Source organism: Pedobacter sp. V48 (genome assembly GCF_000523515.1).
Lineage (GTDB): Bacteria > Bacteroidota > Bacteroidia > Sphingobacteriales > Sphingobacteriaceae > Pedobacter.
Map to the genome: position 1 here is coordinate 72,174 of NZ_AWRU01000009.1, position 12,680 is coordinate 84,853.

General features: G+C 36.8%; 12 protein-coding genes. 5 read left to right on the forward strand and 7 right to left on the reverse strand.

Features of this window, described 5'->3' with window-relative positions:
- Positions 1 to 217: 217 nt before the first annotated feature.
- Together N824_RS10560 and N824_RS10565 are read left to right on the forward strand one after the other, a co-directional pair.
- On the forward strand, positions 218 to 754 hold the full coding sequence (locus N824_RS10560; protein ID WP_048905123.1) for a DUF3347 domain-containing protein: 537 nt from the start codon (positions 218 to 220) through the stop codon (positions 752 to 754).
- Positions 755 to 876: 122 nt separating this feature from the next.
- Positions 877 to 2,166 carry a citrate synthase gene (locus N824_RS10565; RefSeq protein WP_048905124.1) on the forward strand — a complete coding sequence of 430 codons (1,290 nt, stop codon included), beginning with the start codon at positions 877 to 879 and terminating at the stop codon, positions 2,164 to 2,166.
- A gap of 56 nt (positions 2,167 to 2,222) precedes the next feature.
- Here the strand turns inward: N824_RS10565 and N824_RS10570 are convergent, their stop codons facing one another.
- The 5 genes from N824_RS10570 to N824_RS10590 are packed head-to-tail and all read right to left on the reverse strand — an operon-like array spanning position 2,223 to position 7,143.
- Positions 2,223 to 3,356, reverse strand: a complete 1,134-nt coding sequence (locus N824_RS10570) for a DUF3667 domain-containing protein (protein WP_048905125.1) — start codon at positions 3,354 to 3,356, stop codon at positions 2,223 to 2,225.
- Positions 3,357 to 3,400: 44 nt separating this feature from the next.
- Complete coding sequence (locus tag N824_RS10575) at positions 3,401 to 4,666, reverse strand: nucleoside permease (RefSeq protein ID WP_084498273.1); 1,266 nt, start codon at positions 4,664 to 4,666, stop codon at positions 3,401 to 3,403.
- 60 nt (positions 4,667 to 4,726) lie between these two features.
- Positions 4,727 to 5,341 (reverse strand): bifunctional nuclease family protein, encoded by a 615-nt coding sequence (locus N824_RS10580; RefSeq protein ID WP_048905127.1) that lies wholly within the window; start codon positions 5,339 to 5,341, stop codon positions 4,727 to 4,729.
- A gap of 47 nt (positions 5,342 to 5,388) precedes the next feature.
- Entirely contained in the window at positions 5,389 to 6,360 is a 972-nt protein-coding gene (locus N824_RS10585; RefSeq protein ID WP_048905128.1) for an electron transfer flavoprotein subunit alpha/FixB family protein, read from the reverse strand.
- 45 nt (positions 6,361 to 6,405) lie between these two features.
- The gene (locus N824_RS10590; protein WP_048905129.1) at positions 6,406 to 7,143 is read right to left on the reverse strand and encodes an electron transfer flavoprotein subunit beta/FixA family protein; all 738 of its coding nucleotides are present in this window, start codon (positions 7,141 to 7,143) and stop codon (positions 6,406 to 6,408) included.
- 86 nt (positions 7,144 to 7,229) lie between these two features.
- Between N824_RS10590 and N824_RS10595 the strand changes: the two genes are divergently transcribed.
- Positions 7,230 to 7,565 (forward strand): lipopolysaccharide assembly protein LapB, encoded by a 336-nt coding sequence (locus N824_RS10595; protein ID WP_048905130.1) that lies wholly within the window; start codon positions 7,230 to 7,232, stop codon positions 7,563 to 7,565.
- 11 nt (positions 7,566 to 7,576) lie between these two features.
- Positions 7,577 to 8,779 (forward strand): chromate efflux transporter, encoded by a 1,203-nt coding sequence (gene chrA / locus N824_RS10600; RefSeq protein ID WP_235207073.1) that lies wholly within the window; start codon positions 7,577 to 7,579, stop codon positions 8,777 to 8,779.
- A gap of 19 nt (positions 8,780 to 8,798) precedes the next feature.
- On the opposite strand, the gene dnaB is transcribed toward chrA, so the two are convergent.
- The gene (dnaB, locus tag N824_RS10605; RefSeq protein WP_048905131.1) at positions 8,799 to 10,373 is read right to left on the reverse strand and encodes a replicative DNA helicase; all 1,575 of its coding nucleotides are present in this window, start codon (positions 10,371 to 10,373) and stop codon (positions 8,799 to 8,801) included.
- 206 nt (positions 10,374 to 10,579) lie between these two features.
- Here dnaB and rlmB point away from each other — a divergent pair, with 206 nt between their 5' ends.
- Positions 10,580 to 11,344 (forward strand): 23S rRNA (guanosine(2251)-2'-O)-methyltransferase RlmB, encoded by a 765-nt coding sequence (gene rlmB / locus N824_RS10610; protein WP_048905132.1) that lies wholly within the window; start codon positions 10,580 to 10,582, stop codon positions 11,342 to 11,344.
- Positions 11,345 to 11,370: 26 nt separating this feature from the next.
- Here the strand turns inward: rlmB and N824_RS10615 are convergent, their stop codons facing one another.
- Positions 11,371 to 12,639 (reverse strand): Hsp70 family protein, encoded by a 1,269-nt coding sequence (locus tag N824_RS10615; RefSeq protein ID WP_048905133.1) that lies wholly within the window; start codon positions 12,637 to 12,639, stop codon positions 11,371 to 11,373.
- Positions 12,640 to 12,680: the final 41 nt, after the last annotated feature.

The following is a 12,680-nucleotide window of genomic DNA, read 5'->3' on the forward strand; positions in this document are numbered from 1 at the left end:
CTGAGGCTTGCCTACCGGTTCAAGTTATAATGCTGAATTTGAATATTTTATTTAAAGCCTCTGAATTTTTCAGGGGCTTTTTTAGTTATTTAAATATAAAATAGGTATTTTAACCAAAAAAACAATGCAATGGAGCTATTTTAGGCCTGTACAAGCATGAATTTGCCATTTTAGAGCTACATATAGATTCATAGATTCATAAAAATATAGATAAAGTATGAAAAAATATCTTGCAGCCGGAGTCCTTTTGATGGCTCTGTCTTGTACAAATACAGATAAAAAAAAAACGCAAGCTTCAACAGATAGTATATCTGAAAGTAAGGTAGCTACTACTGCTGTTGTTGAATTAACCGATAGTAAAGTTCAAAATATTTATGATGGTTATATCTATTTAAAAGATGCTTTAGTAGAATCAAAGTTTGAAGATGCTCAAAAAGCAGCAACACAGTTAAAGACCAGCCTTACTAATTTTCCAGGTTGTGAGAATACGGCTATAATTGCAGAAAAAATAGCTTCGGCCAAAGATATAGCCTCGCAAAGAAAAGAATTTACTTATTTGAGTTCAGATGTAATTGCGATGTTTAAACACGCAGATTTGAAAAAAGGCTCTATTTATGTTCAACATTGTCCTATGGCCAATAAAGGAGAAGGAGGGGATTGGCTGGCTTCCGAAAAACAGATTCAGAATCCTTATTATGGAGATGAAATGATGGATTGCGGCGCAGTTTTGGAAGAGATCAAACCCAGTAAGTAGTTATTAATCTTACTTGATTTTGACCCACATTTAATAATTATTTAACAGCTTTGTTATAGTTGATTTAATGCTAATAAAAAAGGATTAGTTAGTTTTGTTTATTATAAATTTAAGATATATATATGTCAGATATTGCAGAAATTAAGATTGATGGGAAGATATACGAATTCCCAGTTATAACAGGTTCCGAAGGAGAGAAGGCCATAGATATTTCCAAACTTAGAGACTTAACAGGTCATATTACTTTAGATTTTGGCTATAAAAACACTGGGTCAACGAAAAGTGCCATCACTTTTCTTGATGGTGAAAAGGGTGTTCTAAAATATCGTGGTTATCCAATTGAAGAGTTAGCGGAAAAGTCAACATTTCTTGAGGTAGCATATTTACTTATATATGGAGATTTACCTAAACAAAACGAACTGAACGATTTTCAGGCTCAAATTAGCAGACATACGCTAATTCATGAAGATATGAAGAAGTTCCTTGATGGATACCCTTCAAAATCTCATCCAATGGCGCAATTGTCTTCATTGGTTTGTTCATTGTCAACATTTTATCCTGAATCGTTAAATGCAAATTCGTCAGCGGAAACGATGGATTTAACAATGATCAAGTTGTTGGCTAAATTCCCTACAATTGTATCTTTCATTTATAAAAAATCATTAGGTCACCCACTTATTTATCCTAAAAATAAGTTCGATTACGTTAGCAATTTCTTAAATATGATCTTTGGRCRMYSTWCCGAAGAAATAGAAATAGACCCTGTAGTTGTCAGTGCAATGAACACGTTGCTCATTCTTCATGCTGATCATGAGCAAAACTGTTCTGCATCAACTGTAAGAATGGTAGGTTCTTCTGATTGTAATTTATACGCTTCGGTATCTGCCGGTATTGATGCCCTATGGGGACCATTACATGGTGGAGCTAACCAAGCTGTAATTGAGATGCTAGAGCGTATTAAAGAAGATGGCGGAGATACCGAAAAATGGATCAACAAGGCAAAAGATAAGAATGATCCTTTCCGCATGATGGGTTTTGGACATAGAGTTTACAAAAACTTTGATCCAAGAGCTAAGATCATCAAAAAAGCTTGTGATGATATTTTAGAGAAATTAGGTATTGATGATCCTGTTTTAGAAATTGCTAAAAAATTAGAAGAAACTGCGTTAAGCGATCCATACTTTGTTGAGCGCAAGCTTTATCCTAATGTTGATTTCTATTCAGGGATAATTTACAGAGCACTTGGTTTCCCAACGGATATGTTTACAGTTCTTTTTGCTTTGGGCCGTTTACCAGGATGGATTGCTCAGTGGAAAGAAATGCACGAAAATAAAGAGCCTATCGGCCGACCACGTCAAATATATGTAGGTCATACAAATAGAGAATTTGTTGCCATAGAAAAAAGAAAATAGCTTAACCGTATATCTTAAATAAAAAAACCTTAGCTGTTTAGCTAAGGTTTTTTTATTTATACAAAGTAATATATGAATCGCTCAATTATCCATTCAGAAATGAAAGCCGCCATAATATACAGGAAGCAGAGTGTTATCATTTTCTTAATGGTCACTTTCCTGGAACGCTGGTAGAATACAGTTAAAGCTTTATAGAGATACCAGATAATCCCAATAATTACCGCCCATTTAATTAGATCACTGATAGTGGATCCCGTACCAAATAAATCCCTCCGCAAAGGAACAGTAACTATTTGGGTAATAAAAAAAGCAGTTGTTCCGTGTATAGTAAATATAAGGTGATCTAAATAATAGATGTGGTTTTTTCTGAAATTCCACATAATAAATAAAGCCAGTAAAGGCATCAATAGGAAATATTGTTTAGGCCTGTAATGTTCAAGTTCTTCTTTTACGGACCAATTTCCGGACGCTGATTTCTGGTTTATAGCAATTTCACGTTTCTTAAAAATTCTATCAATCCAGGAATCACGATCTTCTTCATTTAGTTTTTGCTGCCTTAGCAGGTATGAACTATACGTGCTGTCTTGCTTAATAATGTGTGATCTCTCATAAGACTTTAACACATCGTCATATTCATTGGTCTTTAAACTATCTATGATATGTTTAAGTTCAGTAATTTTCTTTTCCTGATCTGAGAAACTAAGTGATTTAAATTCAACCAAGTCAAGTTTTCTTTGCACATATGTTGCCGATTTTCCAATAAAAGAATCATCCTCAAAATCCCCATCCTCAAGGGTTTTTTTTAGCGCTTCTGTTTTTGATTTTGCTGAATCCTTACTTGCAGAAGAATGAAATTCTACTGCTTCGGCTTTGTGTTCTAATTTATTTGGAACTACAATGAAATAAACAATAGAAACAAAGATATACATGCTAACCGGATTGATATATCTGGCCCTTTTACCAGCTAAATAATCCAGCGTAACTTCTCCGGGTTTTGTAAGTAAGGGTGATAAAGTTTGAAAAAACTTATTGTCGAAGTGGAAATAATGGGCAATACTGTGACTTATGAACTGCCAGAAATTTTCTTTAAGTTCCAGGTTGGCCTGTCCACAATTACTGCAATAATGTTTTTCTACATTCTGCCCGCAATTGAGGCAATTATGTTCTTTTCTATATTTACCAGTCGACATAAATCTATTAAAAACGGTTACTAAAAAATCCTAAAGCAATTGAGTTAATGGCTCATTGCTTTTATAGCTGATTCCTCTGCACGGTTATGTTTATACTTGAAAATAAATGGAAAAATAACAGCTAGCACTAGAGCATACGATGCAAAAGTAATCCAGATTCCTTGCCAATCCTTACTATGGTCGGCATAAGTAAAAAATTTATCAATTATTAACCCGCTTGTAAAACTTCCAAAAAGTGCTCCAAAACCGTTTACCATCATCATGAATAAGCCTTGTGCGCTACCTCTTATAGTGGCATCAATTTGAGTTTCCATAAATAGGGATCCCGAGATATTGAAAAAGTCGAAAGCCATACCGTAAACAATACAAGAAAGGATGATCATCCATAAGCCACCTGCCGGATCAGCAAAAGCGAAAAGACCAAATCTTAGCACCCATGCTAGCATACTGAGCAACATCACGTACTTAATCCCGAATTTCCTTAAGAAAAAAGGTATCGCAAGAATAAACAATGTCTCAGATATCTGAGAAATGGACATTATAATTGCAGGGTATTTAACAGCGAGCAGGTTTTCGTATTCCGGTATATTTTTAAAGTCGTGCAAATAGGTATCGCCGTAAGCATTGGTCAGTTGTAGGGCGGCCCCTAAAAACATAGAGAAAAAGAAAAATACGGCAAATTTCTTTTGTTTAAATAAAGTAAATGCCCTTAAGCCGAGTGCATCAACAAATGATTTCGAATCAATTCTGTTGGCAAGAGGGGGGCATTTAGGTAATGTAAAAGCATAAATACCCAGAGCTAGTGACACAGCAGAAGCAATATAAAATTGATTGGAGGATGCCTCGTTTCCTGAAAGACTTACTACCCATAAGGCGGCAATAAATCCGATGGTTCCCCAAATCCTGATAGGCGGATAATCTTTTACCACATCTTTCTGGGCACTTTTTAATGCTGAATAAGCTACTGTAATAGATAGAGAGAGCGTTGGCATGTAAAAGAACATGTTTACTAATATGACCCAGAAAAAGGTTGTCGGGTTATCTACAAGTGGCAAGGAGAAAAGACTAATTGCTCCAAGGATGTGTAAAATTCCATATAGTTTCTCTGCATTAATAAAACGATCGGAAATGATACCCATAAGGGCGGGCATAAAAATAGCAGAAATACCCATCGTAGAGAAGATTGCTCCAAACTCTGAACCAGACCATCTTTTATTTTGAAACCAATAAACTCCAATGGTAATGAGCCAGGAACCCCATATAAAGAATTGTAAAAAATTCATTAGAGTTAAGCGAAACTTAACATTCATAAATAATAGTTTAGTTGGTTTTTTAAAGTAATGGCTGAATATATAACTATTTTAAAATTGTTAAGCTGAATTTCTTTTATTTATTTCATCACGAATTCTTGCAGCCTTCTCATAGGCTTCTTCAGCAATTGCATCCTGGAGTTTTTGCTGCAGTTCTTCCATGCTTAAGGCTTTGTAATTAGTGCCTGGAATTGAAGTGCTGATGTCTTCTGAACCCTGTTCTTTTGGAATGCTATCTATGTTTTCAAGAAATAGGAAATCATTTCCCTCAATTACAATTCCTGCTGAAGATAGAATGAACTCATAGGTATAGATAGCAGCATTAAAACGAACAGCCAAAGCTATCGCGTCCGACGTGCGAGCATCTATTTCATGAGTGGTTTCACCATCAGTACAGATCAGTTTTGCAAAAAAAACGCCTTCTACCAAGTTATAAATCAAAACTTCCTGTATTTCAATATTATAAGTTTGGGCAAATGTTTTGAACAGATCATGAGTTAATGGCCTGCTTGGTGTCATTTTTTCAATTTCTATAGCAATAGCCTGCGCTTCAAAGGCGCCAATAATTATAGGCAAACGTCTTCTTCCGTTTACTTCGCCAAGAACCAGAGCATAAGCTCCTGATTGAGTTTGGCTATAGGATAAACCAACAATATCGAGTTTTACTTTTTTCATATTAAATAATATCCGGCAAATGCAGATTGCCCTTGCCAGATATTTAATTAACCTTTATGTGCTTTTAATGCTTCTATTAATTTTGGAACAACTTCAAACGCGTCGCCAACAATTCCGTAATCGGCTACTTTAAAGAAAGGTGCTTCAGGATCTTTGTTAATTACAACAATAACTTTGGATGAACTAACACCAGCTAAATGCTGTATTGCACCTGAAATACCTATTGCAATATATAAGTTTGGACTGATGGCGATACCCGTCTGACCAACGTGTTCCGAGTGTGGTCTCCAGTCAGCATCAGAAACTGGTTTAGAACAAGCAGTTGCTGCACCAAGAAGGTCGGCCAGTTCCTCTATCATTCCCCAATTTTCAGGGCCCTTTAATCCTCTTCCCGCCGATACTACAAGTTCTGCATCAGGTAAGGAAACCTTATTGGTTGCTCTTACAATTTCTTTAACGATAGCAGTAAGATCAGTTGCTTTAATTTCCGGACTAAACGCTTCAACAGTTGTATCAACTGCTGATTCTTTAACACCAAACGCATTTGGATTTAATGCTATTATTTTAACTGCTGAAGTTAATTCTGTAACTGCAAAAGCTTTACCCGAAAAAGCAGTCTTTTTAACAAGAAACTTGCCGCCATCCAACTGAGGAAGTTCTACCGCACCATCTACTAATCCGGCTTTAAGTTTAACCGCCACGCGAGGAGCTAGGCCTTTTCCTGAGAAAGAGTTTGATAAGACAACTACGTCTGCATTTTCTTTTTTTGCTGCTTCAGCAATAATTGAGGCATATGCCTGATTTACGAAATTCTTAAGCTGATCATTAGAAACATTTAAAACTTTAGAAGCTCCGTATTTACCTAATGCCTTTAGTTCACTTTCATCAACATTACCTATAGATATCGCGGTTAAACCACCGCCTTGTTTATCTGCAATGGCTTTTGCATAAGATACTGCCTCGAAAACAGATTTCTTAAACTTGCCATCTACTTGTTCTACATATACTAAAACTGACATACGATCTTTATTAAATAATTTTTAAACTCTGAAATAGAACTTCAGTTAGATAACTTTAGCCTCCTGATGTAATAAGTCAATTAATTTAGCGGTCTCTTCAGCCGGGATAAGCTTAACTGCACCACGTGGTGGAGGAGTTTCAAATTGTTGAACCTTAGCAACCTGTTCGATTTCTTTAGCTTCAACAACTACAAGAGGTTTAGTTCTTGCCGACATAATACCTCTCATGTTAGGGATTTTAGGTTCAGCAGTTCCCTCTGCACAACTTGCAATAAACTTGCCAGTTACAGAAACAACTTCTTTACCACCTTCAATTTCGCGGTCAATTGTTGCAGTTGTTCCGTCATAATCTAATTTCTTGATGATAGAAATAGACGGGATATCAAGGAATTCGCCAATCATTGCAGCAACCTGAGACCCATTATAATCTATAGATTCGCGACCGCAAAGGATCATGTCAAATTCAGTAGTCTTGGCGTATTCTGCTATCTGATAAGCTGTAAAATAAGCATCTCTTGGAATCGCATTAATTCTAACGGCGTCATCAGCACCTATAGCAAGTGCTTTTCTTATGGTTGGCTCTGTCTGGCTTTCTCCAACATTTATTACGGTTACCGTTCCTTTACCACCCTCACAAAGCTCAATAGCTCTTGATAAGGCGATCTCATCATAAGGGTTAACAATAAATTGTACACCAGAGGTATTGAATTGTGTATTATCGTTAGTAAAAGTTATTTTTGTTGTTGTGTCGGGCACATTACTGATACAAACTAATATTTTCATATGTATAAATTTGTTTTAAAGGTAATGAAGCTGTTTTAGCTAAAATTGTCTTTTTGCAAATCTAATTAAAAAAGCAGGGATTAAAAATGCAAAGTACCCGATTAACCAAACTATTAAACTTTTTAGAGAGCGAACCTAATGATCCTTTCGTTTTGTATGCCCTTGCAACAGAATATAATTCAGCAAATGACCCTGAAAAAGCATTTGAATACTATTTAAAACTTGTAGCTGAGCACCCTGATTATGTTGGAACTTATTATCATCTCGGAAAGTTATATGAAAAAACAGGGAAAACTGAAGAGGGTATAAAAATATACCAAAAAGGGATGCTTGCAGCCAAAAATAAAAGAGATATGCATGCTTTTTCTGAGTTACAAGGCGCGTATAATTCTGCAGCGGGTTTAGATTATGAAGATGATTAATTACTAAAAGATTGAGCAGTAAGAAGCAACTTTTGTTTATCAGAAATGTGATACTGTTCACGTTTACTGCTTTTGGCGGTGCGCAAGCGCATCTGGCTTTATTGCTTAAGTATTTTGTAAAGGATACCAAATACATCACAGAAGAAGAATTGTTGGAACTGAATGCATTAGCACAGGTATTGCCCGGCCCGGCATCTACTCAAACACTGGTTGGTATTGCTTATAAAGTAGGAGGGTTAAAACTTTCTTTAGTCACTTTTATAATCTGGATTTTTCCCTCTGCTGCTATCATGACTTTTGCCGCTATCAGCTATGCAAAGGTTGACCACAAAGAAAAGTTTGTAGAGATATTGGAATATATACAACCGATAGCTTTGGGTATTGTTGCTTTTGGGGCATATAATCTTTCAAGAAGGGTGCTGGTTTCACAATTGTCGGTATTTCTTGCTATTTCAGCTATAATTTCTACCCTTGTCTTGAGAAATGCCTATGTATTTCCTATTGCAATTTTAATAGGAGGTATGATTTCATCTGCCTTAGATGCTCCAAAAGAGGAAAGCGAAATCCGGGTAAAGCTATTCTCAAATATAAATCCCAAAAAACTGATCTATTTTGTAGGGGTATTGTTATTTCTGGCCTTATTAGGGGCCATTATTAACCGTACTTCGCCTTTTAGTTTGCCTATCAGGTTGTTCGAGAACTTTTACCGCAATGGTATCTTTATTTTTGGTGGTGGACAAGTGCTTGTTCCGCTTATGTTTACTGAGTTTGTGCAAATGAAGCATTATCTGCATTCTTCAGGCTTTCTATCTGGCTTTGCATTGCAGCAAGCTTTACCGGGACCTACGTTCTCGTTTACCAGCTATGTTGGTGCGTTAAGTATGAGGAACTTTGGATATGGAATAACCGGCCAGATAACGGGAGGGATAGTAGCCGTTTTAGGCATCAATCTGCCTGGATTGATTTTGGTGTTATTTATTGTTCCCTTTTGGGAAGATCTTAAAAAGATAGCCCGTATTAAATATTCGTTATCCGGGATAAATGCTGTCAGCGTGGGTTTTATTATTGCTGCATTTATTCTCCTTGTAAAACCAATTGGTATGGACTTTACAGCTATAACGGTTTTAATAGTGACTTTTCTTATTCTGAATTTCACTAAAATAAGTCCACCTTTTATTGTTTTGGGCGGTATATTGTTAGGCTACTTTTTATAGCTCAAAAAGAATTACCTGATTAGAACGGAGCATCTTCATCATGCATGTCATCCATGCGCGACGGTTTAATGATTACATTTCCGGCGGGTCTGTCAAAATCTTGTGAAGGATGCATGCCTGCCCCCGGGCTGTCCATAGAGAATGAAGTAGGGGCAGAGAAGCTTTCTTCCAAATCCGCAAATTTCACATACTTACCAATAAAGCGTAGCGGCACAATTCCGGTTTCACCGTTACGGTGTTTTGCAATAATTACCTCACCAATACCAGCTTGTGAGCGTCCCTGCTCATCTTCGGTAATACCATAATATTCTGGTCTGTATAAGAATAGCACCATATCGGCATCCTGCTCAATAGATCCAGACTCACGTAAATCTGATAGCATTGGTCGTTTTCCGTTAACACCAGGTCTGCTCTCTACTGCACGACTTAACTGTGATAGCGCAAGTACGGGTACGTTTAGTTCTTTAGCAACAGATTTAAGCGCTCTTGATATACTACCAATTTCCTGTTCCCTATTACCACCACCGCTTTGTCCTTCTCCCTTACCATGCATCAACTGCAAGTAATCGATGATGATTAGCTGCAAGTCATACTGAGATTTAAGTCTCCTGCATTTTGCTCTGAATTCAAAGATGTTAAGGGCAGGGGTATCGTCTATTAATAGTGGTGCCTCTGTTAAGGTTCCTATTTTACTATGTAGCTGTTGCCATTCCCATTCTGCCAGATTTCCTTTTCTGATTTTTTCCTGCTCAATCTCGGTTTCTCCTGAAATCAAACGATTTACCAATTGAACCGACGACATCTCTAATGAGAACACTACAACGGGTCTTTTAAATTCTACAGCTGCATTACGTGCACAGGTTAGAACGAATGCTGTTTTACCCATCGCCGGACGAGCCGCAATGATTACTAAATCTGAAGGTTGCCATCCACCTGTAATACGATCAAGATCAGTAAAGCCGGATGGAACACCGGTTAACCCATCACTCTTACCACGAAGCGCTTCTAAGGTGGCTAAAGATTGTTTTACAATCTCATCCATCTTTTGTGTATCTCTTCTTAAGTTGTTCTGAGCAATATCAAATAAGTTCTTTTCCGCATGATCCAGCAAATCAAATATATCTGTGGTGTCCTCGTAAGCATTCTGAATAATCTCTGAAGAGATCCTGATCAATTCCCTCTGAATATATTTTTGGGAAATGATACGGGCATGGAATTCTATGTTCGCTGCTGAAGCAACTCTATTTGTCAGGTTAGTAATATAATAAGCGCCCCCAATCATTTCTAATTGTCCCAGCGTTCTTAATTCAGAGGTAACGGTTAAAATATCTACTGGTTTGGATTTTTGAAAAAGCCCCTGAATCGCTTCAAAGATTTTTTTATGCCCTTCATGATAAAATACTTCGGGTTTTAGAATGTCAATTACGGTAGATAGGGCATCTTTTTCGAGCATTAATGCGCCAAGTACAGCTTCTTCAAGGTCAATCGCCTGAGGCGGGATCTTTCCCATCGTGGTCATAGAATTACTTAATCTATTTTTCCGCGCTGTGAAGTTTGCCTTGTCTTGTCCTTGTGTTCCGTTATCGCTGCTCATGAATACAAAAATAGACAAAAATTAGGTCTCTTCTTAAAATCTTTATGAACAWTCCCACAACTTAAATTCATTAGTCCTAACATGACTTTCGTGAATTCGAACAATTTCCTAACAACAAGATGTTAATAAGCAAAACACTCGCACTTAAAAATTAGGTTAAATTAATCGCAATTTTTGAGCTATTTTTGCCCTTCAATTTAAAGGAAATGGAAAACTCAAGAAGGTCTGCCAGACCTAAAGAAAATAATGAGTTCGTATTTGGTATACGTGCAGTTATAGAGGCTATTAAGGCTGGTAAAGATATAGAGAGTATTTACATACAACGTAGTTTAACTGGCGAGATTATATTGGAGTTAAAACAGCTATTAAAGGAGGTTGATGCGCCGGTGCATAATGTTCCGGTAGAGAAATTGAACCGGATGACCCAAAAAAATCATCAGGGAGTAATTGCTGTAATTTCATCCATTACCTTTCAAAAAATTGAAGATATCATCCCATTAGTTTACGAAAAGGGAGAAACACCTTTAATTTTGATTCTTGATGGGATTACCGATGTAAGAAATATGGGGGCCATAGCCAGAACTGCTGCCTGCGCAGGAGTACACGCTATAATTGTGCCTACTAAAAATTCTGCGCAGATCAACGCTGATGCCATTAAGACTTCAGCGGGAGCTTTATTTAGTATACCGGTATGCAGACATCCAAATCTTCAAAAAACAGCGTTGTTTTTGCAGGAATGTGGATTACAGATAGTTGCTTGTACAGAAAAGACCAACGATTTAATATATGCGCCGGATTACACTGCCCCAACAGCTATTGTTATGGGAGCTGAAGATGAGGGAATTTCAAATGAAATTATGAGAATGGCCAACCATCTGGCTAAGATTCCAATGCTTGGCGAAATCAATTCATTAAACGTATCAGTTTCTGCGGGTATTATCCTGTACGAAGCGATAAGACAACGTTCGTAATAATTTGGAATGATAAGTTTAACTTATCATTCCTCAAATAGATAACCACTATAGGCAAGTCCTTTAGCTACACTAATAAAATTATCTCCCGAATGCACTGGTGTACTTGGGAATTTTGTTTTAAAGAGATCTTTGATTGCAGCAACCATAGATGTACCTCCAGTAAGGAAAAGGCTATCAATGTCATTTACAGCGATCTGATGATTTAATAGAAAATCATCTAAGTAAGCACTTATCTTTTTAATATCTTTTTGAATGATGCCATTATACTGATCAATGGTTACTTCATCGTTAATTTCAATATCCATTTTTGAATACTGAAACTGCGAAACAGGAAGTGACGATAATTCCACTTTTGTTTTTTCAACTGATTGAAAAAGAGAATATCCTAGATTATTGTCGGTAAGGGTAATCAGGTTTTTGAATTTTCTATCTTGCTTAGAGTAATGATAGTAGTTTTGAAGATCATTTTTAATCTTAATTCCGTTAAAAAAGTTCATTTGTTCCCAGGAACATATATTCGCAAATAAAGAAACCGGGACTGTAAGCATTTTTCCTGGTGCTGCTTCGTATAGCGTGTGTTTTCCAAAATGAGGTGTTCCTTTGTCCCACATAAATGCAGAATCAAAGCTGTCGCCCCCAATATAAATGCCTCCGGTAGCGATTATGTCGTTTCTTCTGTTTTTGCTGCCAACCTTTGCCGGGTCAAGCTCCAGATATGTAAAATCCGTTGTTCCACCACCTAAATCCGCTACCAGTACTTTTTCCTTTTTAGATATTGTCTTTTCGTATGCGAAAGCAGCACCTATAGGTTCAAACTGGAATCTTACTTCTTCAAAGCCAGCATTTTCTGCTGCCTTATTTAATCTCTTTTGTGCAAGAGCATCCTTTGCAGTATTGTCATCGTCGAAAAAGACAGGGCGACCGATAATAGCCTTTTTACAATCATAACCAATAACCTCATCGGCTTTTTCCTTTAATTCCTTTAATATCAGGGTAACAAGATCGGAGGCGTTGAACTTTTTGTTATGAATTCTGGTTTCTATAAAACTGCTTCTTGGCAGAATACGTTTTATTGATTTCATGAATCTACCTTTCATTCCATCCTTTATGTATTGGGCTACGGCTTGGTCGCCAACCACATATTTTAGGGGTTCTGCAGCACTTTGCTCACTTTGAAAATATAGTATTGAAGGAACAATGATTGTTTTTATGATTTCCTTTTTTTCTTCATCAAAAATTGATAGGGCTGAATTGGTTGTGCCGAAATCAATTCCATATAAAAATTTAGACATTGCAACGTTAAAATTGGACGTAAATAAAACAACACATCCGG

Coding starts and splice junctions, on each gene's coding strand:
- N824_RS10560 (WP_048905123.1), top strand. CDS start 218: ATGAAAAAATATCTTGCAGCCGGAGTCCTTTTGATGGCTCTGTCTTGT.
- dnaB (WP_048905131.1), bottom strand. CDS start 10,373: ATGAGCAGCGATAACGGAACACAAGGACAAGACAAGGCAAACTTCACA.
- N824_RS10570 (WP_048905125.1), bottom strand. CDS start 3,356: ATGTCGACTGGTAAATATAGAAAAGAACATAATTGCCTCAATTGCGGG.
- N824_RS10595 (WP_048905130.1), top strand. CDS start 7,230: ATGCAAAGTACCCGATTAACCAAACTATTAAACTTTTTAGAGAGCGAA.
- N824_RS10575 (WP_084498273.1), bottom strand. CDS start 4,666: ATGAATGTTAAGTTTCGCTTAACTCTAATGAATTTTTTACAATTCTTT.
- N824_RS10590 (WP_048905129.1), bottom strand. CDS start 7,143: ATGAAAATATTAGTTTGTATCAGTAATGTGCCCGACACAACAACAAAA.
- N824_RS10580 (WP_048905127.1), bottom strand. CDS start 5,341: ATGAAAAAAGTAAAACTCGATATTGTTGGTTTATCCTATAGCCAAACT.
- rlmB (WP_048905132.1), top strand. CDS start 10,580: ATGGAAAACTCAAGAAGGTCTGCCAGACCTAAAGAAAATAATGAGTTC.
- N824_RS10585 (WP_048905128.1), bottom strand. CDS start 6,360: ATGTCAGTTTTAGTATATGTAGAACAAGTAGATGGCAAGTTTAAGAAA.
- N824_RS10615 (WP_048905133.1), bottom strand. CDS start 12,639: ATGTCTAAATTTTTATATGGAATTGATTTCGGCACAACCAATTCAGCC.